This is a genomic window from Bacillus safensis (assembly GCF_039619585.1).
GTDB classification, from domain to species: Bacteria; Bacillota; Bacilli; order Bacillales; family Bacillaceae; genus Bacillus; species Bacillus safensis.
In genome coordinates this window covers 1595538-1621488 of the sequence record NZ_CP154909.1, presented here as the reverse complement: position 1 = coordinate 1621488, position 25951 = coordinate 1595538, and the positions used below count along the sequence as shown (strand labels likewise).

26 protein-coding genes are annotated in these 25951 nt (G+C 40.8%); 1 reads left to right on the top strand and 25 read right to left on the bottom strand.

Annotated elements, in window-relative coordinates; all coding sequences use genetic code 11:
• Positions 1-35: 35 nt before the first annotated feature.
• From asd to AAYR28_RS08145, 21 genes are all read right to left on the bottom strand, one after another.
• Complete coding sequence (gene asd / locus AAYR28_RS08245; protein WP_120206999.1) at positions 36-1055, bottom strand: aspartate-semialdehyde dehydrogenase; 1020 nt, start codon at positions 1053-1055, stop codon at positions 36-38.
• Between the two features lie 139 nt (positions 1056-1194).
• Positions 1195-1788, bottom strand: coding sequence for a dipicolinate synthase subunit B (gene dpaB, locus AAYR28_RS08240; protein ID WP_024427009.1), 594 nt, complete (start codon positions 1786-1788; stop codon positions 1195-1197).
• Positions 1785-2687: a dipicolinic acid synthetase subunit A gene (gene dpaA, locus AAYR28_RS08235; protein ID WP_046311005.1), complete on the bottom strand. Its 903-nt coding sequence runs from the start codon at positions 2685-2687 to the stop codon at positions 1785-1787. The genes dpaB and dpaA overlap by 4 nt, the downstream gene beginning before the upstream one ends.
• Positions 2688-2809: 122 nt before the next feature.
• Positions 2810-3082 (bottom strand): YlmC/YmxH family sporulation protein, encoded by a 273-nt coding sequence (locus AAYR28_RS08230; RefSeq protein ID WP_034281978.1) that lies wholly within the window; start codon positions 3080-3082, stop codon positions 2810-2812.
• Positions 3083-3144: 62 nt separating this feature from the next.
• Positions 3145-5112 (bottom strand): asparagine synthase (glutamine-hydrolyzing), encoded by a 1968-nt coding sequence (asnB, locus tag AAYR28_RS08225; RefSeq protein WP_120207001.1) that lies wholly within the window; start codon positions 5110-5112, stop codon positions 3145-3147.
• A 12-nt stretch (positions 5113-5124) separates the two neighbouring features.
• Positions 5125-5679, bottom strand: a complete 555-nt coding sequence (locus tag AAYR28_RS08220; RefSeq protein ID WP_034281877.1) for a hypothetical protein — start codon at positions 5677-5679, stop codon at positions 5125-5127.
• Positions 5648-6643: a hypothetical protein gene (locus tag AAYR28_RS08215; protein ID WP_034281875.1), complete on the bottom strand. Its 996-nt coding sequence runs from the start codon at positions 6641-6643 to the stop codon at positions 5648-5650. The genes AAYR28_RS08220 and AAYR28_RS08215 overlap by 32 nt, the downstream gene beginning before the upstream one ends.
• Positions 6644-6668: 25 nt before the next feature.
• Entirely contained in the window at positions 6669-7862 is a 1194-nt protein-coding gene (locus AAYR28_RS08210) for an acyl-CoA dehydrogenase family protein (protein WP_034281872.1), read from the bottom strand.
• Positions 7828-9138, bottom strand: a complete 1311-nt coding sequence (locus AAYR28_RS08205) for a hypothetical protein (protein WP_180951427.1) — start codon at positions 9136-9138, stop codon at positions 7828-7830. Before AAYR28_RS08205 ends, AAYR28_RS08210 begins: the two co-directional genes overlap by 35 nt.
• A complete protein-coding gene (locus AAYR28_RS08200) occupies positions 9125-10381 on the bottom strand; it encodes an ATP-grasp domain-containing protein (RefSeq protein ID WP_120207005.1) in 1257 nt (418 codons plus the stop codon). Before AAYR28_RS08200 ends, AAYR28_RS08205 begins: the two co-directional genes overlap by 14 nt.
• A 4-nt stretch (positions 10382-10385) precedes the next feature.
• The gene (locus tag AAYR28_RS08195) at positions 10386-11516 is read right to left on the bottom strand and encodes a nucleotidyltransferase family protein (protein ID WP_120207007.1); all 1131 of its coding nucleotides are present in this window, start codon (positions 11514-11516) and stop codon (positions 10386-10388) included.
• Entirely contained in the window at positions 11503-12639 is a 1137-nt protein-coding gene (locus AAYR28_RS08190) for an aminoacyl--tRNA ligase-related protein (RefSeq protein WP_120207009.1), read from the bottom strand. Before AAYR28_RS08190 ends, AAYR28_RS08195 begins: the two co-directional genes overlap by 14 nt.
• Positions 12640-13491, bottom strand: a complete 852-nt coding sequence (locus AAYR28_RS08185) for an HAD hydrolase family protein (RefSeq protein WP_061109872.1) — start codon at positions 13489-13491, stop codon at positions 12640-12642.
• Positions 13492-13494: 3 nt separating this feature from the next.
• Positions 13495-14577, bottom strand: coding sequence for an inositol-3-phosphate synthase (locus tag AAYR28_RS08180; protein ID WP_034281869.1), 1083 nt, complete (start codon positions 14575-14577; stop codon positions 13495-13497).
• Between the two features lie 24 nt (positions 14578-14601).
• A complete protein-coding gene (locus tag AAYR28_RS08175; RefSeq protein WP_081124396.1) occupies positions 14602-15408 on the bottom strand; it encodes a histidinol-phosphatase in 807 nt (268 codons plus the stop codon).
• A 15-nt stretch (positions 15409-15423) separates the two neighbouring features.
• Positions 15424-16197 carry an SDR family NAD(P)-dependent oxidoreductase gene (locus AAYR28_RS08170; RefSeq protein WP_046310991.1) on the bottom strand — a complete coding sequence of 258 codons (774 nt, stop codon included), beginning with the start codon at positions 16195-16197 and terminating at the stop codon, positions 15424-15426.
• Positions 16198-16211: 14 nt separating this feature from the next.
• A complete protein-coding gene (locus tag AAYR28_RS08165) occupies positions 16212-16940 on the bottom strand; it encodes an SDR family NAD(P)-dependent oxidoreductase (protein ID WP_101677186.1) in 729 nt (242 codons plus the stop codon).
• Positions 16937-17926, bottom strand: a complete 990-nt coding sequence (locus tag AAYR28_RS08160; protein WP_101677187.1) for a phosphotransferase enzyme family protein — start codon at positions 17924-17926, stop codon at positions 16937-16939. Before AAYR28_RS08160 ends, AAYR28_RS08165 begins: the two co-directional genes overlap by 4 nt.
• A gap of 4 nt (positions 17927-17930) precedes the next feature.
• A complete protein-coding gene (locus AAYR28_RS08155) occupies positions 17931-18482 on the bottom strand; it encodes an AAA family ATPase (protein ID WP_183001996.1) in 552 nt (183 codons plus the stop codon).
• Between the two features lie 13 nt (positions 18483-18495).
• Entirely contained in the window at positions 18496-19530 is a 1035-nt protein-coding gene (locus AAYR28_RS08150) for a hypothetical protein (RefSeq protein WP_120207015.1), read from the bottom strand.
• Positions 19531-19535: 5 nt separating this feature from the next.
• The gene (locus tag AAYR28_RS08145; RefSeq protein ID WP_081125265.1) at positions 19536-20765 is read right to left on the bottom strand and encodes a methionine adenosyltransferase; all 1230 of its coding nucleotides are present in this window, start codon (positions 20763-20765) and stop codon (positions 19536-19538) included.
• A 109-nt stretch (positions 20766-20874) separates the two neighbouring features.
• Between AAYR28_RS08145 and AAYR28_RS08140 the strand changes: the two genes are divergently transcribed.
• Entirely contained in the window at positions 20875-21957 is a 1083-nt protein-coding gene (locus AAYR28_RS08140) for a serine hydrolase domain-containing protein (protein ID WP_183001997.1), read from the top strand.
• Here AAYR28_RS08140 and AAYR28_RS08135 read toward each other — a convergent pair.
• The 4 genes from AAYR28_RS08135 to AAYR28_RS08120 are packed head-to-tail and all read right to left on the bottom strand — an operon-like array spanning position 21954 to position 25910.
• The gene (locus AAYR28_RS08135; RefSeq protein ID WP_120207019.1) at positions 21954-23123 is read right to left on the bottom strand and encodes a hypothetical protein; all 1170 of its coding nucleotides are present in this window, start codon (positions 23121-23123) and stop codon (positions 21954-21956) included. The two genes, AAYR28_RS08140 and AAYR28_RS08135, sit on opposite strands and share 4 nt — an antisense overlap.
• Before the next feature lie 23 nt (positions 23124-23146).
• On the bottom strand, positions 23147-24292 hold the full coding sequence (locus tag AAYR28_RS08130; RefSeq protein ID WP_120207020.1) for a nucleotidyltransferase domain-containing protein: 1146 nt from the start codon (positions 24290-24292) through the stop codon (positions 23147-23149).
• Between the two features lie 6 nt (positions 24293-24298).
• Positions 24299-24877: a CYTH domain-containing protein gene (locus AAYR28_RS08125; protein ID WP_034281854.1), complete on the bottom strand. Its 579-nt coding sequence runs from the start codon at positions 24875-24877 to the stop codon at positions 24299-24301.
• A 19-nt stretch (positions 24878-24896) separates the two neighbouring features.
• On the bottom strand, positions 24897-25910 hold the full coding sequence (locus AAYR28_RS08120; protein ID WP_183001998.1) for a hypothetical protein: 1014 nt from the start codon (positions 25908-25910) through the stop codon (positions 24897-24899).
• Positions 25911-25951 lie beyond the last annotated feature (41 nt).

Here is a 25951-nt window from a genome sequence, read left to right as displayed (position 1 = left end):
ACTCTCTTCTGTTCGTCCTCATCATCCATTGAATGTTAAACTAATTTTAATGCTTTTAAGCTTTCTGCAATTTGAACAGAGTTCCATGCAGCGCCTTTAAGCAGGTTATCAGATACAATCCACATATGGAACCCGTTTGGACGGTCCAAATCTTTCCGAATGCGGCCGACAAATACGTCGTTTTTCCCAACAGCATCTGCTGGCATTGGATAAATTTGCTGAGACGGATCATCTTGCAGCGTAATTCCTGGTGCATCTTTTAGAATTGATTTGAGGTCTTCCACTGTTGCATCATTTGATTCTAGTTCGACGTAGACAGATTCTGAATGACCTGTTTCAATTGGAAGCCTTACGCATGTTGCCGCTACTTCCAGCTCAGGCATATGCATGATTTTTTTCGTTTCGTTGATCATTTTCATTTCTTCGAATGTATAACCGTTGTCTTGGAATTTATCAATTTGCGGAATCGCATTAAATGCAATTTGATAAGGCATGACCTCTGGTGTTACATTCTCTTTATTTAAAATGGCTTGTGATTGGCTGTATAGTTCGTCAATGGCTTCATGTCCCGCACCTGATACTGCTTGATACGTAGAGACAATGACTTTTTTCATTCCATATGCCTGACGAAGCGGTTCTAATGCCGCTACCATTTGAATCGTTGAACAGTTAGGGTTTGCAATGATCCCTTGATGATCATGCAAATCTTTTTCGTTTACCTCTGGTACGACAAGAGGGATGTTTTCGTCCATACGAAAAGCACTTGTGTTGTCAACAACAATCGCACCTCGTTTGACTGCTTCAGGAGCCAGCGCTTTTGAAACATTTCCTCCAGCACTGAATAATGCAATGTTCACTCCTTCAAAGCTTTCAGGTGTTGCTTCCTGAACAGTGTACTCTTGACCTCTGAATGTCACTTTTGTTCCAGCAGAACGTTTTGAGGATAGTAGAGTAAGTGTATCCATTTCAAAATCTCTGTCAGCTAGTGTTTTTAACATTTGTTGACCGACAGCTCCAGTCGCTCCAACTACAGCTACATGCAATCCTCTTCCCATCAGTAAAACTCCTTCCGACCCATCCATGATTCTTTTCTTTCGGATGGCCATCCTATGACTTTTTACATTTTATTTTACCATAGAAAAGCAAGGCTTGAAGCATCTTTTTTGAATCTTTCATGATTTTCTAGTGAATCTATTATTCGTTTGGTCCAATTAAAATTGGCTGAATTTGTCTATGCTGGAGTGCCTCTTCTACTGTTTGAGATAGCAGATCCATGTTCGCGACCATAGAGGTCGGTTTTTTGAATGGATCATCCTGACCAAACGGAATAAAGAAAATATTCTTTGTCGACATGAGCCTCATCAGATTTGTACCATTTAAACCTAACGCATCATTTGTTGAGATTCCTAAAACGACAGGTCGATGATTCCGTATGGTTGCTTTAGCAGCCATTAAAACAGGACTGTCTGTCATGGCATTTGCAAATTTCGCCATCGAGTTTCCAGTTAAAGGAGCAATGACCATACAATCAAGCGGCAGCTTAGGCCCGAGCGGCTCTGCTTTCACGATTGAGTCAATCGCTTGAAATCCAGTCAGCTTCTCAATCCGTTCGATCCACTCGGCTCCATCTCCAAATCTCGTATTCGTGCTCTGCACCGTGTACGACACCACTGGACGCACCTCTGCCCCTTCTTTTACAAGCGCTTCGATTTGCGGAAAAACAGCTTCATACGTACAGTGGGAACCTGTTAAACCAAAGCCGATTCTTTTCCCTTTTAATGTTGTCATGATTCCATCCCCCTTTTTTCCTCCGCAAGTTCACATAAAAGCCCGGAAAGCACTTTTGCAATGATTTGTCCTGCTGTTTTTGGTGCAACAATCCCCGGGAGTCCTGGTGCAAGAAGTGCCTTCACTCCGTGCTTTTGTGCAAAGTCAAAGTCTGTTCCGCCTGGGCGTGAGGCGATATCCAAAATGAGTGTCTTTGGTGTCATGCTGACAATGACAGATGAATCTAATACAAGACTTGGAATGGTATTGATGATAATATCAACATCCGTTACTTCCTCTTTTAACTGGTCCATTGAAAATGGATGAAGTCCCATCTCAAAGGCCCGCGCTAAATGTGCTGTGTCTGCCGCCCCTACTTTTACGTCTGCCCCTAGTGCCCGAAATGTGCGGGCAATGGTGAGTCCTGTTCTTCCAAGTCCGAGGACTGCGACATGAGACCCGTGAATCGTATAGTCCGTTTGCTGAATGGCCATCATGATAATTCCTTCAACTGTTGGAATAGAGTTATATATGGCAATATCATCTCGCTCAAACAGCTTCACAAGCTTCCGGTTCACCTGCTTTGCCAGATTGTCTAAGTACGTATTTGAAATACCTGAGTACAAGGTACAATGGGCAGGGGTTCTTTCTAAATATTTAGCTTCCAGCAAGACCTGCTCGTTTGAAAAAACTGTAGCAACAGCGCCTTCATCCGTTGTCCCAGATACTGGCAGGATCATACTGTCTACTTGTTCGAATGGAAGTTCAGACATTTTCAGCTTTTCAGCACCGATAAATCCATGATCCAGCTGGTCAAATCCAACCAAAAATACTTTGGCATGCTGCTGTGACAACTTGCGAATAATTTCAAGCTGCCTTGCATCTCCCCCGATCACCGCAACCGTTAAACCGCTCAACATACTGACCGTTCACCTTCTTTATTTAAAAAAGTCTGTAATATTTTCTGAATCTCCCTTTCAGCATATGAGGAGAGGATTCAGCCTGTGAACAAATCAGAGAGAGAAAAGAAAAAGAGCACCCATTATTGCGGGTGCTCTTTTTCTCCGTGCAGCTGAAGTTCTTCAGGCACATCGAGAATGATCATATCTGATCCTATTTTTTGAATGTGATTCCACGGGACGCGGATGTCATTTCCTTGTTTTCGAAAGCCAAACCACTTCACGGAAGGTATAATGAGTGCTGTGATTTGACCGTCCTGTTCATTGATTTCAAGGTCGGTTTGTCCAAGCACGCCAAGCCGCTCCGCTCTTTTAATATCGACAATCTCTTTTCCCGACAGTTCACTCAGCCTCAAAATCGCATCACTTCCCTTCCGTATCATATATGCAGCAGGCAAGAGGAATAGACCGGATCTCTTTAATGACTAGTTTGGAGAGGAAGCCGCGCCTCTTTCATGTAGTGATCATGCCATAATTCCAAGTTGTAAAGCATCCAGACTTTTTGATCCGCTCCATTTTTGTTTTTCTGATTCGAATGATTTCGTAAAAATTGCTCTAGCGGCTTTCTTTGAAACAGTTCTGTTGCAAAGCTTTGTTGGTCAAGAAGCTTCTCTTCGATTTCTTTCATCCTTTTGCTCATCCAATGATACACAGGAACCGGAAAACCCATTTTTCTTCTATATAATATACGCTTATCCACCGTTTGCTCCATTGTCTTTTTTAACATATATTTCGGAATGTCTTGTACCTCACTTGTTTTGAGACTCGACTGAAAAAAGGCTTGCAGCCTGCTAGGCAGTCCTTTATAAGGAAGCTTATATTTAAAGGGCATGTCATTGACAAATTGGATGATGCGATGATCAAGAAATGGAACACGCGCTTCTAGTCCATGTGACATCGTCATCATATCCAGCCGGTCTAACAGATTGGGTAAATGAATCTGCTGAAATAAATAGAGCAGTTTATTTTCATACGACTCCCCCTCCATCTTTTGAAAACAATGGGCAATAAACTGGTTCATGTGAGAGTCAGGAGGATCAATTGAATCAGCGTGACGCCTTAAAAGCAGCTCTTTTTCGCCAGCAGTAAACCATGCATACCTTTTTTTGTAATGATCCATCTCACCTTCAAGGTGGATCATTTGATGCACCTCGTGCTGAAAGGATGGTTCAAATAATACCTTAGAAAGGATGGAGGACAGTTTTCGGTTTTTTTGAAGCCATAAAATTTTCCTCCAATCTGCTGGACTCCTAAAGACACGTCCATAACCTGCAAACAATTCATCCGCTCCTTCACCACATAAAACAACTGTCACGTACTTTTTTGCTTCCCGTGACATATGGTAAAAAGCGACTTCATGAGGAATAGAAAGAGGATGATCTCTTCGCTTCACAACTTCAGGCAGTAATTGAAAGTACTCTTCTTCACTCATTCGATGTGAGTGAAGCTTGACATTGTATTGATCTGCCGCGAGTTTGGCATAACTTTCTTCAGAAAAGCCTTCTTCTTCAAAGCTGGTCGAAAAACAATGAATATTCTCGTTTTTGTATTTGGACATCAAAGCGACAATCGAAGTCGAATCCACTCCCCCGCTCAAAAAAGCTCCCACAGGCACATCAGACATCATCTGTTTTTGCACACTATCTTGAATTAATTCAAACAATTCCTTTTGATAATAACGTTCTCCCCGATCGATCCCATCAGCCGGAAGCGGATATTGCCAGTAGGCCTCTTTTGTTATGCCTGTTTCATCTATTCTCAAGATAACACCTGGGGGTAATTTTTGAATTCCTTGAAAAAAAGTCTGCTCTCCGATCGAATAACGGAAGGATAAATAACTAAGAACAGCCTCCGGCTCAATAGCAGTTTTTATGTCAGGATGCTGAAAAAGAGCCTTCATTTCCGATCCAAAAATAAGCCCTCCCCGGCATTCTGAAACATACAGCGGTTTGATCCCAGACCGGTCTCTAAACAAATAAAGTGCTTTCTTCTTTTTATCCCATATCGCAGCTGCAAACATTCCGTTTAATTGCTCAACAAAGGAAATTCCGTATTCTTCATAACCATGAACAAGTACTTCTGTATCTGTCTGCGTACGAAACAAATGGCCTTTATTCCATAATTTCTCTCTTAAATCTTTGAAATTATAAATCTCACCATTTAGAATCACACAGATAGAATCATCTTCATTTGTTATTGGCTGCGGTCCAGATTGAATATCAATAATGGAAAGCCGCGTATGAACCAAACCAACTGAGTCATCTTGATATACACCACTATCATCAGGTCCACGCACAGCAAGTGCGTTTTTCATCTTCAGTAAGATGTGAGGATCTAGTGGTGCTTGGTTAAAATGACAATAACCTGCAATGCCGCACATAGACATGGCTCCCTTCCATTAATGATTTGACTGCTGAATCGTCATTGCAAAAATATGCATAAATGGATTATCTTGAAAGCGAATTTCATCAAAAACTACTTTTTTCGAGAAGGTGAGCGAATCAAGCCATAGGTTTGATGTCATATGATGATTAATGCCGGATACCGTATGAATATAATCAAATGCATATGCCGCTCGATCATGAAATGCAGGTTCACGTTCAATCACATCCGTTAATGAAAGCCGAGTCTCACAGACAACGTTCCCCTCTCGTAATAATGAAATCTCTTCGTAAAGATTGCCATTGGATGAACAGCCAACGACATGAAGCGCTTCTGCTTCAAGTGGCGGAAAATGAAGAGACTGTCCCTCTAATTCAATATTGTCTCCTTGATCTTGATATATGAACTGAAATGGAATCCCTTCGATAAAAGGATCTTGCACGTTCATAATTAACTCAGCCGGCAAAGAAGCTCCGCCAATTGTTAATTGGCCTTTTTCATATTCATTTTGATATGTGATGCCTCTGTTATTGACATAATCATGAAGAGAAAGAGTTTGATAAGTCTTCATTTTGAATCACCTCTTTTAGTTCTGTGAGCAGGCTGGTCTCCACTTCTAATGTTTTTTGAAACCGATTCGCCGTTCTTTCTATCATACTGCGAGGATTTTTACTGAGGCCTACTCTAGCCGTAAAATTGGCGAGTACTGTCCAGCTTTGATAAGCATCTTCAAACGCTTGAATAAGGGGATGTAAAAGCTCATTTTCATAAGAAGATAGGAATGTCACCATATGTTTTCTGGAATTAGCCACATCCTTTAGTCCTTCAAAGTAAACATTGTCTAATAAATTTCCAGTTTCATTGTCTTTGATACTATCAATATAATCCCTTTGAATGACTGAAATAGCGCCCAGCCCTGTGACTGCTCCAGGCAAATCAAAATGCGGCGGTGCTCCTTCTAATATGGCCGCATGCTCTTTTAATATCACCAGCACATCCGGTTCTTTCTGAAGTTCCACATGTTTAATCCACTTATAACGATTTTCGGTTCGAGGTGTATGTTCATATACAGAGCGCGCAGCTTTCATCAAATGGTCTTTACTCAATGTGCCATGATAGGAGTATGCATGATCACTGACCACTGCATGATCATCATTCACCTCAAGTACTTCCAATGTGTGATACCCATGTTCTCTTTCGTAAAATGGACAGTACGGTAATTCAAATATATCTAGGGAAACAGACACAGTCCCTCCGCTTGGATGCTGTTTAAACACACGATTGATATAGAGGTCTAATTCCTCTTCCGTGTAAAAAATTTCTTCTAAATGAATGCCATTATGATGAAGAATATCCTCACGAAAATGTTTAAAGGAACCGATCAAAACAAACCCTTTGTCTTGGGGTCTATAAACAAGGCCTGCCTGCCTCCAAATCCTATCAATTTCAATCCCTTTTCTAAGAAGCATGGCTGCAATCGTTAATTGAGAACAGTTTAAGTAATTGTTCCGGTAAATAGGTGCTGCAGTAGCCACTTATGTCTCCTCCTTTTTCTTGCCATCATACCCATCGATTTTTTAACGGGATAATGCCCAGCTCTTTTTTCGCAATCACTTCTTTTAATAAATCTTCAGAAGGCGGATGAAATTTTGCCGCTTTCACATCTCGGCTTAAACGCTCGAGCAAAGATCCTTGCTGTAATGAAGAAAAACCCTCGACCTGAGAAGCTAGCTGCACGATTTCTTCTGCTGCTTGCGTCACAAAATGTTTTGTAATCAGTGTCTTCGTATACAAATCACTTGAGTAATGATTTTGTTTCTTTTCTTGATCTGCTTGCTGAGCGCAAGCCATAAGCTGAGAATGTGCAACATCTAATTTAATTTTCATATCTGCAATACGAAATTGTGGACCTGGTAAAAAGGCTGATTTTTTCTTGGAAATTCGATCATTTCTTTTATATGCCATACCGAGGGCATGTTCATATGCTGCTTTTGCAATGCCATAATAAACAGCTGTAACAGCTAGACGAAACCAGTAAATTAAATTTTCAGTATCTTCTATCGCGTAGCCTTCCCGTCCGATTAGCTGATGATCGGGTATAAACACTTGGTCAAAATGAATGTGATGACTCATCGATGCCCTCATGCCCGAATAATTCCACGATTCTTCAATCGCAGCGCCTTCAGTAGGTAATGTCATTAATAGAGCCGTCATTCCATATTGAGATGTGCATGACGACGGAGCATACTGACAATAAATCGGTAAATATTTAATGCGCGGTGCACCAGTTACTGTAAATTTAGTTCCGCTTACAAGATATCCGCCATCTGTTTTTTCTGCGGTAATGGTCGGAATTCCGTCCATTTGCTTACGCTGATAAATAAAAATCACATTCGGATCGCTAACAGAAGCGATTAGTTCTCCTGAACGCCGAATATCGTCAAAAACCATGGCCTGCTGCTCACTTGTAAGCACTTCAGAAAATGCGCCGAGCGAATAGTAATGCATCGCCATAATGAGTCCTGTCGACGCGCATCCTTTAGATATGTGTGACAAAAGAGTCACCGTTTCTTCAAATCCATAACCAAGACCCCCGTCTTGTTTCGGCATATTGGCGACATGTAATCCACAATCAATCAGTTCGTCTAGATTTTGATGCGGGAACTGAAATTTGTCATCAAGCTGACTCGCCCTTTCCGAAAATTGCAAAATAAGACGATCAATCGTTTCTTGACGTAGCTCTGTCAGTGTCATATTCATCCCTCCTTTGTGTAAAGAATAATCTATTTTGTTTTAATAAAAGATCATCCGGGGTCCCTCTCTCTCGAATGACATAATCGTTTCCTTCAAACAAAAGCAGCTCTAGCGGAGAAGAATGACCTAAAAATAAGGTAGGACTGTAGCAAAGTCCATATGCCCCAGATTTCTCAATACAAAGAAGATCACCTACATCGCCTTGCGGAAGCTCCACCTGCCGGCCAATTAAGTCTTCCGGAGTACATAGTGGACCTACAATCGATTGTTTCACTACAGCTGAGGGCTTGCTGGAAGGTTTAATGAGCCGCATTGGATAATTATTGCGGAGCAGCCTGCCTCTAAACGTCATCGCTTGATGATGATGCATTCCTCCATCTGCAATTAAAAACGTCTGTCCTTTTGATTCTTTTACATATTGTATAGTGGTTAAATAAACCCCACATTCCGCTAAAAGGAATCTCCCCATCTCAATAATAAACCTCGGAAATTCCAGCTCAGTTTCGTACGTTCGAATCAATTCCGCTACGTTTTGAAATAAACGTTCAGCATGAAGAGGTGTCTCATGCTGAAAATACGGAATGCCAAACCCGCCGCCTAAATCAACCATCTGGCATGTTAGTCCAAATTCATTCTTGATTCGAACAGCTGTGTTGAGCGTGTATTCAAACGATGATAAAAGCGATGTTTCATCAAGAACCTGCGTTCCCAAATACATATGAATCCCTTTAAATAAGAGCGAATGATCATACTTCTGAAATAGGTCAAATACGTCTTTCAGTTTGGATTCATCTATCCCAAATGGACTTGGAACTCCGCCCATTTTGATTTTTGCCCGTGACTCAATGGATTCAGGATTAATCCGAATGCCTACTGATGCCTGTTTATCCTGATGCTTTGCAGACTCAGCGATATAAATGAGCTCTTCCTTTGATTCGGCGATAATACAATAGATCTCATGCTGAATAGCGGCATCGATCTCTTGCTTCTGCTTACCAGGGCCAGAAAAAATGATATGCTCCGGGGAATAACCTGCTTTTACAGCCATAAGGAGCTCTCCTGCAGAAGCCACTTCTATACCAGCCCCAAAAGACCGTAACAGTGACGCAATTGAGGCATTTCCATTGGACTTAAATGAAAAGAACACCTCAGCTGATTGATGGAGCCATGCTGTAATGTGATCATAGTGATCTTTTAATGCATCTCCATCGTATACATACATCGGCGTCCCATAACCATTCGCTTTCTCTAAGAGCGTAGCGTCATTTTTCGGCAAATTCTCTCCCCCTTTCAGCTGAAAATTCCATATCATCAAACTTTGTCAGCATATGAATCTGCTTGTCCTTCTTCATATGGTAAAACAATATAAACAGTCGATAGTGCCACATATCATCCGCTCTCGTTTTACCGAAAGTATAAATAAAAAACCCACCATCTTCTCCGGGATCGAGTGCTTCTGTTACCTCCGTTAACACATCTTCAAACGGCAGGTCGGCACTGCTTGAGAATCTTTTAAAACGGCTTTCAATATATTCGTAGGTTGAAAAAAAACGGCAAATGATTGGGAGTAAATAAGTAACCTGCGTAAACCGTGCATTTATTTCAATGATCGGTATGAGCTGTTCATTTATATCAATGATCGAATCAACGCCAACCACGCCTCGATACCCTTCTGCATATAGAAGCTCTATGATTCGATGCATGCTTACTTCATATTCACGTTTTTTGTCCTGTTCATAAATAGGGGCAAAATTCGTCCCTAAGTAGATGCCGTCCTCATTGATTTTCTGTTCTGTAATTGAAAGTAAGTGTGAATCTTCCTCTTGAATGAGCAATTGGGCATTTAAAGATCGCTTAATTGGATGCCATCCCTCTAAGAGGAGGTCTGTTTGAATTTTTCTTCTTTCAATAAAAGTCACTAACTGCATGAATTCTCTCTCGTTTTTTAAAATACGAAGTCCCTTACCAGATGATCCATAAGGTAATTTCAGAACCATTTTTGAGAAATGATTCGCCCTTAATTCTTCATACGTCTGTTTTAACTCGTCAGCATTTTGACAAACAGCACCACACGTAACATTAAACTGATGTTCTTCTGCCCACTTTCTAGTCGAAATCTTATGATTAAATCGCTTTACGAGTGTTGGATTTGAACCATAAATCTTTCTTTTTTCAAGTGGCGAATCTTGATCAACCGATTCATCTAAAAGATAGGGTACAATGAGTCCCTTTAAATTGAACGCATCTTCTTTTTGAATCATATGTGGAAGCTTGATACCCTGCTTTTCCAAATAGGCTAAAAAAGCAGGTTCTGGCTGATGATGCATGATGACATGATGATCCATAGAAGCAATCAAAAGCAGTTGTTGTTCTTGCTGAAGAACGAGTTCATTTTGAACATGGTCTGTCATAACAGGTAAAGCCTTTGTTTGATCCCAGATTTGTTCTTGATTCATATTCCCAAACCATATCACGTCGTTTCTTCCCTTAAAATCAAATAGAGCTGCCGGATCTTTCATCACACTACTCCTTATGAACAGAATGCTTTTTAATTTCTAAAGACCGATTAATGTGAAAGAATCGTTTACGAATAGGCTGATTCCATGTATGAACGACATCATTTGCATCCAGCACTTCGGATAAATAAGAAAGTGATTCAGGCTGAAGTGCTTCCATGACAAGATCAGGAATCGTATGAGGAAAGACTTCATTCACATAATGCAAAGCAAAATAGACCATCTTTCCAAAGCCATACGCTTTCGTTCGACGGACAAACAACTCCACATCCAATAGGTCTTCTCTCATAAACATGCCATATATATCAAGCAGCTTATAAAGCAGTAAATCTTTCATTGACTCCACTTCATTTAAATAAATCGCCTCTTTGTAAAAATGAATACATAAGAAAATCAGCATATCCTCTTCTTTTAATGACCATACAAGGTGCTCGTCAACAGACGTTTGAATTCGTCTAGACAGCATTTCTTGGACAATTGAATCTGTCCGGTTTCCTGTCATGAGGTCAACTGAAAACTGAACATCAATTTTATGACAGTCAATAAAGCGGCATTCTGGTGTAGGTTTCATGTAGGTGTAGGTTTGATGTGAGTTCATGATGAGGTAAAGAATGTCCTTTCGTTTCGCAGGTGTGACTGTCTCCGTTTCATAATTCCAAGAACCTTGAATATAGCCTAATTCTTTTAATACATGTCCAGTTTCTTGCAGCTGATCTTGTGAGATAAAGAGATCGTTGTCCCCAAATAAGCGAAGCCCTACATCGCCGTATGCCCACTGGCCAATCACACTCCCTTTTACAATGGCATATTCAATTCCTTTTTGATCAAGTGCTTGAAATAACTGATCGTTTAACTTGATATTGTCTCGTGCCGTTTCTAATTGCCCCTTATACATAATCTCTAATGACTTTAAAAAATAAGTTGCTTTAAAATCTTTTCTTAAATGAATGGCGTAACGTTTAATATTTTTCCATGCAATACCAGCTGTCCGATGAACATGCAGCATTCCAAGAATGACATTCCAGTCTTGCTGCTGATACAGAAGCTCCTGCATCTCTTCTATCTGGCTGTCTTCTAAAAAAGGAGTAGATAAAATGAGGGCTGTGTGCTCTTCTTGAGTCAGATTACTTTGCAGCATAGTGACCCTCCTTTATATGAAGCATCTCATCCGGCCAATTCGTTTTATTTCGACCGTATGTTTGTAAAAATACTTGAACCCATCGATCGATACCAAATGCGGCACAACCCGAATAAAGCGGCTTATCATTTTCTCCCTTGATTTGGAACCTTTCACAAAGCATCTCTCCACAGTCGTTAAATGAAGCGATCGAAACGTCTTTCTTTTCTGTCACAGCTACTAACTCATATTTGCTGTTTGCCATTAATTGATAATTCGCTTTATCCATATCATCATAAAAGAAAAAGGGGTCATTTGCGGTGGTGACCTTACCACTAAGGCCAAGCTGATGAAAACATTGCCATGTGTGTTCAAGAAGTGTTTTTCTTGTTTCGTTAATGTATTCGTTATCACCGATAAAGACAATTTCACGCATACTAAATTCTAGTTTCCTTAGAGGATCTACTTTCCAAGAAATTTCATGTCTAAAACACTGCCCCGCTGCTGTCATCATTTGATTGTCTGTATAGGTCTTGCCTTCCCATTCCTCGTAGCAGTGATAACAAATGCACGGCTGTAAAAATCGACCTGCTTGCTGGAAGTGTTCAGGCAGAAAACCATGATGCTTTTCTCGAATGTCATCAATAACCTGGTAATCATGAGGTATTTCAAAAACAGAATAAATATTTTGCGGAAAATTTGTATGGTATTTACACTTTTCCATTAATTCTTTACTCATCGTAGAAGGGTATTTTCTTAATTTGGCCCCAAGTGAAGCCCCCATATTTAAGAATAATTGATCAAAATAGTGTGCGAGTTCCATTTCAATTTCGTCATAGAAAGTTCTCTTTTGGTCATCCCCGCTTAGTTTCGAATGAACAGGCTCACTTTTTAAATGAATATTTGATTTCATTTCCTTTTCACGAAACCTCCGCAGTTGAGCTACATTTGACGATAACTTTAAAAACGCAGCTGATATTGCCTCTGCATCTCCTGTATGATCGACTGTTACTTCAATAACAGATTCCTCTTCAAGAAGATCAACGTGCAAAATATGGGCTGATAGAAAAGAAACTCTTTCCACAAAATCTGGTATCATTGTATCTTCTATTGCATCTGGTAAAGGCAGCTGAAGGGTACTCAACTAAATTCCTCCCTTTTCATTGATCACTTTTGGTGCTTCTAATGGTTGTGAAACTTTATCAAGATAGTCATAAATAGACTCCCCCAGATGAACATCACATAACTCAATCGCCGATGGATGGCTATCTTGAACTGCCAGCCCCCACCTCGCCTTCTTGAGCAGCAGTCTGTCATTATGACCATTTCCAAAAGCAATCACACGATTTAAATCACTTTCTCCAAAACAATCTAATAAATGGCGTTCAAGCATATCCGCCTTACAAATTCCTTTCGGGGATACCACTTGTGCATTTAAAAACTGGGCATCCGCAACATCACAATGACAATCTCTTAATAGATGAGCGATATCTATTTTTTCTTTCGGTAAAATAAATAGTTTTGTCACACGGTCAAATGTGAATTCTTTCTGATGACCAACCTCTATTTTTTCTCGTGGAAATGTGTAAAGCATGCAATATTTCAACTTAGCGCTTTTACTTGATGCCACATGCTTCCCGTGTGATTCCATGACAAATTCAGCTTGACCATCAAGTGATGAGATAACCTGCCGGCATATAGCAGCATCTAGATATTGTTTAACGTCAAATGTTTTCTTTTGATGATGGCAAATCACATTTCCATCATTCAGCAAAACATCATGATGAAATAAATTGAGTAAAGAAGGATCTAAGTTCAGAGAGAAGAAAGAATCATAGGTTCTGCCTGTGACAATTATTGAAATAATGCCTCTTTGGCGCAGCATATTCACTGCGCCATAGACATCACCAATAAGCTCGCCTCGATCATCAATTAATGTTCCATCCAAGTCAAAAGCGGCAAATTTTATCTCGCAAAGATTTAGTTCTGCTTCCACTGATCACACCTTTTTCAGCTCAGCATTTGCTACATATTCATTGAATAAACGCAATGATTCTGAATCTACTTGTCCAATTGGAGGACTTTTGAATAAGAATGGGCAGACGTCATGTATGACACCGCTGTGATTCATATCTTTAGCTGCTTTTGCTACGCGCATTGCGTTAGCAATAACACCAGCTGAATTCGGAGAATCTTCTACTTGTAATCGGATTTCAAGCGAAATGTCTGAATCTAAAACAGAATTTCCTTCCAATCGCAGGAAGCAGACTTTATGATCCCCTAAGTAACTGACATAGCCATTTGGACCTGCTGCCACTTCGCTGGCATCAATACCAGAGGCAAATAATGCTTTCCGCTTCGATTTTTGTTTACTCGTTGATCTCATTGGGTTGGCAAGATTTAAAAAGTCTGTATTGCCTCCAACATTCAATTGGTACGTATTGGTAATATCAATCCCTCGGGATTTTAATAGCTCAATTAACGCTGTATGCAGTGTTGTGGCACCTAAATGACTTCTTAAATCATCTCCAAGGAGCGGGGTATTCGACTCTTCAAACATTTTGACAAATTCAGGATCATTTGCCACTGGTTCAGGTGTCGCATTAATAAAGGCAGTTTGCGCGTGTGCACACGCCTCTGCGTATACTCGAACTGCTTCAAACGAACCAGTCGGTAAGAAGCAGACTAGAACATCTGCCTGAACGTCCTTTAATCTTTGCGTCACATCATGTGTGTTCATTTTTAAAGAATGTTCATGCGGCTGAATGCAGTTGGACAAATCTCCTTCAAGACCATCACATAAAGGACCTGCTTCAACAGGTACTTGGAAAAACGGAACATCAATATGTTTAACTGCAGCCGTTGGTTTAGTAAAAATAGCCTCTGATAAGTCTTTTCCTACTTTATTTTGATCTACTTCAAAAGCTGCAACAAATTCCACATCAGACAAGTGATAACCTCCAATGACATCATGCATAACACCGGAGAGCGTATCCATCTTTTCCTTTGCCAATTCTACAAATTGAACGATACTTGAAGCGCATGATCCTACTCCTGCAATTGCTACGCGAACTTTTGTCATTTTCATAACCCCTTTTTTTAGAATTTATAGAGCCAATTTTCGCTTTTGACGAGATTGAAAGATATACCATTCCTTGTAACCTAATTCCTTCAGTGTCTGTTTTACTTTCAGCCAATCATCTGCTACGCGGGCTGGCTGATGTGCATCTGAGCCAAACGTGACATCCACACCATAAAATTTGGCTCGCTCTAATAGATCCATTGATGGATACCAGCCGCCGCAGTCTTTTGTTTTGCCAGAGGTATTCACTTCAATGACAGAACCACTCTCCGCAATTGCTTGCAATGCATCATCGACAGCTTCTGTTTTGAGATGAGCAATCTCTGGATAAAAACCTTTTAAGGCGTCAATATGGCCTAAAACGTCGAACATTTGACTCTCAGCAGACATTTTAATTAACTGATAATACGTTTCTTTTTCAATGATGGCTTTCTGCTCTGTGATTTGTTCCCACCGTTTCCGGTTAAATAGGTCATATCCATTACTGACATGAACCGAGCCAATGATATAATCAAATGGATAATGTCGATACACGTCTCGGTAAAGGGTCTCGTGTTCTGGAAAATAGTCAGATTCGACACCTAACAGCACGTGAATTTTTCCGTCATATTCCTTTTTCAACTGCAGGACTTCCTCTATATATGATTGAAATTCACTTTTAGCCATCGCTACCCATGGTTTAAAGTGGTCATCCTCTTCACCAAAGAACGGAGAGTGATCTGATATCCCAATAAAATCCAGACCTAATTTGACAGCCTCATCGATATATTCTCTGATGTTCCCTTCCGCATGACCACAGCGTTGATGATGTGTGTGCAGATCAAATTTCATGCAATTTTTACTCCTCTACATGGCAGTATAGCCGCCGTCAACCATCAAATTTTCTCCTGTAATAAAACTCGCTTCATCTGAAAGAAGGAAGATGACAGCAGATGCGATCTCTTCTGGATCAGCGGTTCGTTTCAACATATGCATCCCGCCAATATCAGGATGCTGATTTGCTTGCTCTCTTGTCAATCCAAGCTCTTCTAAATGGAACCGCTCGTTATTTTTGTTCCATACCGTGCCTGGATTCACTGCGTTTACACGAATACCTGCATCCGCCAAATCCATTGCCATGCACCGCGTCATATTGACAACAGCTGCTTTTGTCGCGTTATATGTTAAATATTTTGGCTGGGCAATGTGGCCTGAAATAGAGGCAATATTTACAATCGATCCTTTTCCTATTTTCTCCATGTAAGGCGCAGTGTGTTTGACACAAAGCGCTTGTCCCATAATATTCAAATCCATGATGCGCCGCCATTCTTCAACGGTTGCTTCAAGTCCCCGCATGATAAAAACGGCTGCACAATTCACCAGCATGTCTATTTTCCCAAAATGATTGGCTGTTTTTTCGATCATTGAAACAATGGATGCTTCATCAGCAATATCAGCCTCTATAAACAAAACATCATATCCATTTGCTTTGAGCTGTTTTTCTGCTGCAATTCCGTAATCTACATGATGATCAGCAATGGCGACTTGTGCACCTTCTTGTGCGGCTCGTTCTGCGACCGCATATCCAATCCCCTGAGCTCCGCCTGTCACAATAACCGTCTTTCCTTTCATACCTCGCATGTAGCTGCCTCCTCTTACCACTGAAGTCTTTGCCCGTCCCTCAACAATTCTCCTGTTGGTCCATCTCGGGGCAGCTGTGCCGCCCACACGATTCCTGATGCACCTTCCTGTATGGTTTTAACAGCCTCTGATGACCCCATGTCCGTTTGTACCCAGCCAGGACACACTGCATTCGCAAGGATAGAATAGGGTGCCCCCTCTAAAGCTGTGACTTTTGTGAGAACATGCAGCGCCGCTTTTGACATCCGGTAGTAAGGACCGCTTTTTCCATCACGCCTGACATCGCCTGAAGCGTAGATCGCAGAGAGCCTTCCCATACCGCTGGATACATTGACAATCCGTCCATATCCCGCCTCTTTCATGTAAGGGAAAACGGCCTTGGTCATTCTGACTGCACCATACACATTCACATTCATCGTTTCTTGGAGTGTCGATACAGGAAGATCTAGAAAAGATGGAAATGTGTGACCCTTTATGTTGTCATGAAAGACACCGGCATTATTAATTAGCACATCCACTTTCCCGAACGAATTCTTCATAAATGCCGAGAAACGTTCAACCGATTCATCATTTGTTACATCCAGCTGAAATGGCACAACATGCTCAGTCATTTCAGACGCAGCTATTTCGGCACTCTCAAGCTGCCGTGCAGTTAAAATAACAAGCATTCCACACTGCGCAAGCTGTCTGCATACCTCTTTGCCTATGCCCCTGTTTCCACCTGTGACAACAGCGACCTTCATATTCTCATCTCCTTTTGGAGATACCAATCTTCCTTCAGCTGGTTCGATGCAGATTCTAGTGCTTCGAAAGACCAATCAATATACCAGTTTAGTAAGTGAGGTGTATAGGTGTGCAGCAGTGTTAAATACCGCTCTGTCGGAATATATAAAAGTCTGATAAACGCAGATATAGAGCGCCATTCATATTCGGATAAGTCATCTGCATATGCCTTTAAAAATTGAATCGTTTTCACAATATCTAGTTGAAACGTTCCTCTCTTGATTCTCGTTAACAAAAAAGCAGATATGGCTGCATCATATATGCGCGGTCTAAAGCCTGCTGTATCAAAATCAAGAACCATGGCAAGCTTTTTGTTACGAATTAACAGGTTGCCAGAATGAAAGTCACCATGTGTAACAGCATGAGGTAATGCTTCATATATATTAGGGTTTAGCAGCGTGATGATATTCCTTAGTTCCCGTTCATACACTTTGAGCAAAGCAGCAGCCTTTTTAGAAGAAACAACCTTTTTCAGGGCGTAAGCCGTCTTGCCGAGCGTTTCGTCCGGAGAAGTAATCCAGTTCTTCAATTCGCAGTTTGGATTCACAGGTCCTTTCGGTAAGTTCTTCAATGAATGGAGCTGTTTTAATACCCGGATGGCTTCTTGTTCATCTGAACGATTTCCCATTTCATATGGTCTTCCTTTGAAATAGGGCCGCAGCTGCCAAAAGTGTTCTTTGAATAAAATAGTCTTACGACGGTCTTCTGCCTCCATCATAGGTTGAATCGGGAAGCCATGATCAAGCAGAGCATCTGTTAATTCCTCTAAATATTGAAGCCACTTTGCATCATGATTTCTTGCACATTTTTTTAAGACAAAACGGTTTTTGATCGTTTCGACAAGCCATCCTTCATTAGGGCTTCTTCCGTTTAAAGGTGTTAAACGAATCGGCTGTTCCGAAAACCAATATTTCAGGACATTATTAGCATCATCTAGTGTCGTCATGTCCTCACCCCTTTTTCTCAAGGTTTTTGATTTTCATCAGCACCTGGTCTGCATCGTCCCGTTTGTCTATGCGCAGGCATTTCACATGAGATTCTTCTTTTAATTTGTGAAAAAGCTTTTCGTTTTGATGAATCACCTCTGGATAGACTTGAAAAGCATATGAGAAAAATTGGAGCGCGTTACCCATTCGCTCCTTATTTCCATTCCAAAGTTTCTCCCTTGTGATGAGCCGTTTGAATGTCCTTTTCATGAGACGGGGGAATGTCTGTCTTCTCTTGACATCAAGCCAAATGATCGTATCAGCATATTCAGCCAATATGTGGTGAACAGATGAATATTGACCATCAACGACCCATTTCTTTTGTTTAACAATTTCATGGACGTTATCGATAAACAGCGTCCTATCTGTTTTTTTCCAGTTCGCTTGCCAGAATAGGGCATCGAGCTCATAGTGAGGCAACGCTAACTCCTGCTTCAATTGATGCGCAAGGGTTGTTTTTCCAGATCCAGGCGGACCGACAATCCAAATTCGCTGGCTAGCTCCTTTATTGTTCAAGTTGTTCCCTCCGTTACAGAACACGTTGATGCTTTTGAATGTCGTCTCTCACTTTTACTAGCAGATCAAGTGCTTCATCCCAATTTAGGTTTTCTGTTAATTCAAATACGGGCGTTTCGCTTGAATGAATGGACACATCTTTACATAATAGATCTAATGCTTCCGCCGAAAAGTCATTTTCCTTTAACAGCTGGCCAAAAAGTGTATGCGCGGGAGTCAGTCTTGTATCAGGTGTACTAAAATAGTGAATCATTCCCGCCATCGCTTCTACAGGACCCGGTGACAGGTGAATGCCATTAAACCGAGTACACACGTTAGATAAACCAAACCGTTTTTGCTCCGACAGCAGCATGTGTTTAAAAGAACCCGCTTTAGCCTCTTTAGGGTCCGTTGCACCGATGAAATCTTCTCTCAACATCCTCATTGGCTGCTTTGAAAAACATTCAATGACGATAATAGACTTTGCAGGTGCAGTGAACCACTCTATTTGACAAGGGTGGAATGAATTGAGCAGAAGCATTTTTTCTCCATCCACCTCGGCCGCTATGGCGTATGTGCCCGCACCCAGCTTGTCTACCTTGACGTTTCGGGTTAAAAGCTCTAAACCATACGGCGTGAGCTCTTTGTACTTTTGTAAAAATTGATGGCCTCCATATATGAAATGTTCCTTCTTTTTAAACTCTGGGTATTTCAAAGCCAGTATCTTTTTTGCTGCATCTGACACTTCACTCAGACCATTTTTAGAAATTTTATTTAGCATCCCATATTGATTTTCAATTATTTTCTTTTCTTTCAAATATAAGGATGATATAACACGCACGGCTCCTATTTCTACATCACGATCATCTAATCGGTGGAGAAGTTCATCTAGTATGAGATCAAGCTGTACACCTTTATTGATGCTTGTTAATTCAGGCTTTAGCATCAACAGAAGATGGTGTTGTTTCAATTGTTGTTGTTTTTCAATTTCATAGGGATGAATGGTCACTGCCATAGGTTCTTTTGTATGAATACATGCATGTACGGCTTCAATGACTCTTTTTTTCATCCTTTTTACCACATTGTCACGCCTTTAAAAATTAAATCTGTTGTCACATCGCCCATTGAATGAACCGCATTCATGACGAGGTCTTCAATTCTTTTTCTATCCACTTCATTTCCATCCCACTGCTGAATACGAACGGAAATTTCATCAGGATTGTGGAGCGGTGCCTCTTTTGAAGTAAAGATATGCACTTCTGTTGGCTTTTGAATCGTCTCAAAAATTTGATCTGCCAGCCGTTGTGCGAGCACCCCATATAATTTTCCTGTATGATCAAGCGGGTTTTTCCCAGCCGGCGCTTCAATACTCATAGACCGCATTGGGGTGATCAGGCCATTTAATCTATTTCCTCTTCCAACAACTCCTACATCGCCGGTATCTGCTACAGAACCTAGCGCTGTTAAGTACGGACGGCCATTGCGATCTGTTGCGTTCAGCATGAGATCAGGCGTGAGGCCTAACGTTTCATGAATATAGCGAGCAATTTGATCTTGGCATTCTTTTTTGCGGGCAAAATATTCCTCAAGACTATGAATATCTTTAGCTAGAAATGGCATGTTCACAATGAGTTTGAAATCTTCATGACGTCTGCTTCCAAATATTTTTACATCCCAGCCGGTATCTGGATTGACCTTTTTAAATTCTGGACCATTCACATAACGCTCTGTATAAAGAACCAGCTTCTCAAGACGGCTTAATGGCGCATGAGCATGCAGTAAGTTACAGTCGTTTGACACAAGCTTTGGATCACCGATTTCAATCATGTCCGTTTCAACCATCGGACGATATCGTGAGTTTTTGCGGCCTGCCCCCTGATGATCAACGATTCGGCAGTCGATGACGAGATGTTCTTCAGGATCAAATCCTGTTGTCACCTCTAATAACACATCCTTTGCCGCATCGAAAAGAATCTTTTTAAGAGGAATGGGCTCATCGCCGTATGCGTATGCCCCTTTTCCTGCAAACACAACTTGATACGGTTTGACCATTGTCCCTTTCCCATACGTGACATCAGCATCTCCGCCAAGAAGCATGACTTTGTCAAACCAGTGGTGTGCCACTCTGCCAAAATGCTCCATGCAATATTGAGAATAATATTGAGAAGCTCTTTCTGCTATAGCATCACACATCGTATCTGGATGTCCTACACCTTTACGTTCCACAAGCTCATATGGAATTTGTTCTATATCTTGGCCATCACCTTTTAAAATATCAAGAATGGTTTTTTGAATTGTTTTCATCATCTATCGCCCGCTCTCTTTTAAAATATAAAAATATTGATCGTTCATCTTAAAACAACATGAAACATTTGGTAATATATATATATTCTGTATGAAAGAGGTGTCTATTTTGATCAATGAATCGATCCTGCAGCGTCTGCAAGATACAACCACTAATATTAGGGAATTATTGGAACAACATCAAATTCCCGGCTGTTCCATTTGTATTTCTCATAAAGATGAGCACATTTGGTCGTGGCATGAAGGCCTCGCTGATATTGAAAGCGGCACCCCTGTTACAAAAGACACAACCTTTCGAATTGGTTCTGTGACTAAGCCTTTTACTGCAATGGTTATGATGAAATTGCGAGAGGAAGGATTCATTCAACTCGATGAACCCATTCATACTTACGAACCACTACTTTCTTTCATAAAAAGTCACTTGTCTGAACCAATTCCACTCACTTTCCGAATGATTGCCTCTCATATCTCAGGACTGCCCAAAGCACTTGACAAAGCAGCTCATTTACGAGATATGACACTAGCTCAGTGTATTGAAATACTCACTATTTTCACACCGCCTTGGTCTATCATCAATTATTCCAGTCTTGGCTACTCTATATTAAGTAAAGTGCTAGAAAAAGTGAGTCATCAGCCATATAGAGAATTAGTGCATACCCACATACTAAAACCGCTCGACTTGAAGCAAACTGGTTTTATTGAAACAGCATCCACAGCCAAAGGGTATACAGTTTCTTCCTCAGGCCTGTCCGGCGTATCCTATCCAAGTGCTGAAACACCATCTTGGGAGGACGGTTCAAGCGGACTAATCTCCACAGCAGAAGATCTGATTCAATTCATTCAAGCTCAATACGGTGCAAACAGCGTGCTTCAACAGCATTCGCTAAAAGAAATGCAAAGCCCCGTTATGGTTGAAGAAGATTTCAGCAGAGGTGCCGGTCTTTCATGGTTTTTGAGACCTTTTAACGGATGCACCTTAGCTGAACATAGCGGAGAAATTAAAGGGTTCACCTCCTATATTGGATTCATTCCAAAGACAAAATTAGGTGTTTGCATTCTAATGAACTCTGACGAAAGGCTCGCACGGCCAATTGCCGAAATGCTCTTTCAAATTTTGCTGCCAGCAGATCACAAGCAAATGAAAAAACGTGAAGACCGGCTCAAACGAATGTTTAGACAATCGTCTCTTTAAATCGAACTGACTTTTTTGTTTAACAGATCTGGAATTGCTTCTTGCAGATAACGCGGATCACCCTCTAAATAAAAGCATGGCATGTTAAACAAGTGATGGATAAGCTCAGATGCCTTTTGCTCCAGAAAGGTATCTGACACTTGTCGAAGTCCGAGCCAGCCTTTTAAATAGTCGGGATCTTCCGGTTCTCTTATATTTGCTGCCATAATTTCTTTTGCTCTTTGATCATCTTTTTTTACCGGCACAAGCCTAATCTCACCCGAACCTATTTTAAGTGAAGGAAAAATCACCATATCTACTTTCGTAGAGCTTCTAATCGTTGTTCCTGTCATTTCAGCAGCTTCTTTTGGTGTAATTTCAAACTTACAGCCGCTCGCCCATTTTTCTCTTGCCTCTTCCTCTGTTGATATGGTTTCATCCCATATTCTTTTATCTTGAGACCGGCTGAATTTTTTGTTTTTCAGTTCCTGTATATTTGTGGTGGCTTGGACAGTTCCTACTCCAAGCGCCAAGCACATCGGCCATCCATACACAATAAGTTCCTGATCTTCAAGCACTGAAATGGAACGATCGTTTGTGATAAAATCTGCTCCTCCATGATGCAAAAACTGCCACATAGTGGTTGACTTCCCGGCACCTTTATCGCCGATAATGAGCGCTCCTTTTTGGCCATCTTCAAAAGAGACAGCTGCTGCATGCGTAAAGCATCCGCCTTGATTTTCTAATGTTCTAAGGGCAATCTCTCGAACAATTCGCAGTGGACAGCGTATCGCAGACTCATTATTGTTTTTTCCAATCACAGCATAACGCCCGTTATTGACCGCCACACTGTGCGGTTCGTCACCTTCATGTGAGGCAAATAATACTTGATCGTCTAATGTTAATCGTTTGTAAGTAAACTTCCTTTTTGCAGTAATGGTTTCACCCTTTTGAAAGCAAGCACTGCGAATAGACTGTTCAAGCTCCTGATCAATGATAAACCGTATTTCAATCTGTGATGGGATATCCCCCTCGCGGCGATCCAATTCTTTTGGGATATAATGTTCAATATCTTCAATCGCCAGCAATTCCATAGATAGAATATGAAAATGAATACCTGCAAACACAAATGATTTTTCATAAGGAAAATCGGTCTTCGGCTTTTCAAAAAACGCTTTTATATCCATATAGAATCCTCCCCTTCAATTTGCTATTGCCTTTCAGGAAATAGCTGTATGGCTGGTTCCTCTTCAAGCTCATTGCGATTATCCAAGCTGAAAAAACGTTCAATAAAGGATTTTTTCCATATTTTCGAAGAACCGAAATCATTCTCTCCATAGGCTTCTAAGAATGATTGGTCACTCATGTCTAGCTGCTTCAATTCGTCAATATAGTTCGTTTGGTACAGTAAATCTAAAAACGTAAACGTGTAAAAAAGTGCTTTCTCGGCCCCTAATTCCTTCGCTCTTTCTTGCAAAGCATGCCAATCAAGCTGATTATGCTCTTCAGCAAACATGACGTACTCCCTTACATCACAAAACTTAATCAAATTAAGATCTGCATGTAAGTAGACATACTGTACGTTTGTTGCCTCCTTATATAGATGGAAGGCAAGATGGATAAGAAAATCTAACGGCTGAAGCAAATAGACATCTGTTTGAAAAAAGGGCTTTTCTTCAGCAGCATCCAGCAAGGCATTTGTTGCTTCGTAGTTTTTTTTCAGCTCAACATCATAAGAGAAATCGACCCGGTGTACCTTCAAAAAATCTTCTCCGCTTCGTTTAATATGTGAATAAAGATTCCCGGCATTTATTCTCCACATCATTTCTTCTTCTCTTTCAATCGGTATTTCCTGATCGGCAGCCCAGTCATATTTCCCGATGATAAACCCTTCCTTCTTGAGCAATGAAGAGGCATTCTTCCGGTCATCTGGATGAATTAAGAAATCAAGGTCTGACATCATTCGCAGTCCATAATCTTTGTACACAAGCGGGGTTAAAATGGCGCCTTTAAGGGGGACCGCTTTTAGCTTTGCATTTCGGAATGTTTGTAAAAGACGTTTGAATTCCTTGAATCTCTCCACATTTTTTTGACGATTCCCTATATAGTGATAGTGAAGCAAAAATTTGTATGTCGTCGTAATGTTTTTTTCATCATCAAGGCGAATTAAATGAGGCGTCATCAGCTGAAGCACCTTATGTCTTGATGCCAGTCCAATTAATTTAGGCATATCGATGCCATCTTTCAATAGAGCTCTAATAGACTCTTCTTCTTGTTCATTTAATTGAATACGTGAGCTAAGTAATAACAGCCTCTGCTCATTTGAGAGAGTGGATTGATCCAAAACAGCCTGCATGTTTGACTACTCCTTCCCGTAAAACGATTGAAATCTAGTGATAAATCGAGAGCGCTTTCCTTTTCGATTGGCTGGCATGTCCAAATCATCAGTTAATGTATGAAACAATTGATCTGCCTCATATGCTTTTTCACTGTCATATTCAATTTCCAGTTCATAATCTGTGATGCCAAGATAGCTGCTTTGATCCAAATCGATTTTAATGCCTTTCTCAATGTAAAAGGTTGTTCGCTCAGTGACCAATAGCCCTAACAATTCTGGCTGTTGAGTGATTGTAATTGGTAAAGACGTCATGATGTTCTGTACATCTAGTTTTTGCGGTAACTCCTCAATAGGTAATGACGTTTCTTCTCTTACTCTTTTATAGCCAGACGTTTGACTGGGGCATTTGATTTCAAGTGTTAGTTTGCCGCTGATTTGACGGATACGTACGGTATAACCAAATCGTTTTAATAAAAAATCTGGTGTGTCGTAATAGTAATTGAAATTAAGAACATAAGTAGGTGTATGATATTGAATGAACATGTCATATATGTGCTGAAAATCTGTTTGTGACAACAAATATTTGTACTCCTGCTCAACCATAATTCACCTCCAAAAAGTCTTACACGACAATGTCGGATTGCTCAAGAAGCTCTTGAATGAGGGCAGTGCCTTTCTCTAAAGAAGTAAATGCCTGTTTTAATGAGTAACAGGGCACCTTTTCCGCTAGTGCGTTAAGGAATGGTTCTAGCTCTTCGGGTGTTGGCAATGTGAAATATGGTAATAAGAATTCATTATGTCTTCCAGGATTAATGACTGCATGCTGCTTCAAACGTTCCGCTGCTTCCTGCGGAGTCATTTTCGAAAGTTCTGCCCCAGTTTGCCCGTGTGGTAAAAATTCAGGAAATACAATCACATCGATTTTCCCCATTGTTTTGACTTCACGTGAAAACCATTTTTCTAGCTCCTCTGGATATACAAAATGATAGCTTTTATCATCCTCGTTAAATGGATGACTCGATGTTTGGAGTCTGTATGGGGTACCTAGCTTTTCAATGGCTTCAAACGAATCTTTCCGAATACTCATAGATCTCGGCCAGCCAGTTCCTGTGTACTCGGTGTTCGTATATGAAACACCTATATCATCGTTTGTGATATATCGAGCATGGGTTAATGATAATAAGGATAAGATGGTGGACGTTTTCCCTGCCCTTGATCCGCCCACTAGGGCAATTCCCTTTTGATTCATCTCCATCATGCCCCCATGCAAATAGATGAGTCCATCCTGATAACACAAAAGGCGAAGCAAAACTCTTATTAACCGAAGCGCATGCTGGGCTGTCCATCTGATATCTTTTGGTTCATCTATCACAATGATTTTTTTCTCTCCGTCATACAAGTAGCGGCAGCGGGGCTCCATCTTCGTTTGGTAAAAGACTTCTTCAAGAGGTATTTCTTTTTGAATTTCTTGTGCATATTTACTGGTTAAAATCGTCCAAACGTCACCTTCATGTTTTTCTGTTATTTTGCTGCAGTCAATATATGGATGCACTTTACTTATCACTAAATTCTGAACTGATTCATCTGCACCTAATACGACACGAACATCATTTTTTTGATAGCTTACATATGACAATGAATGCCACCCCTTATGATAGATTTATAAAAACAATTGCA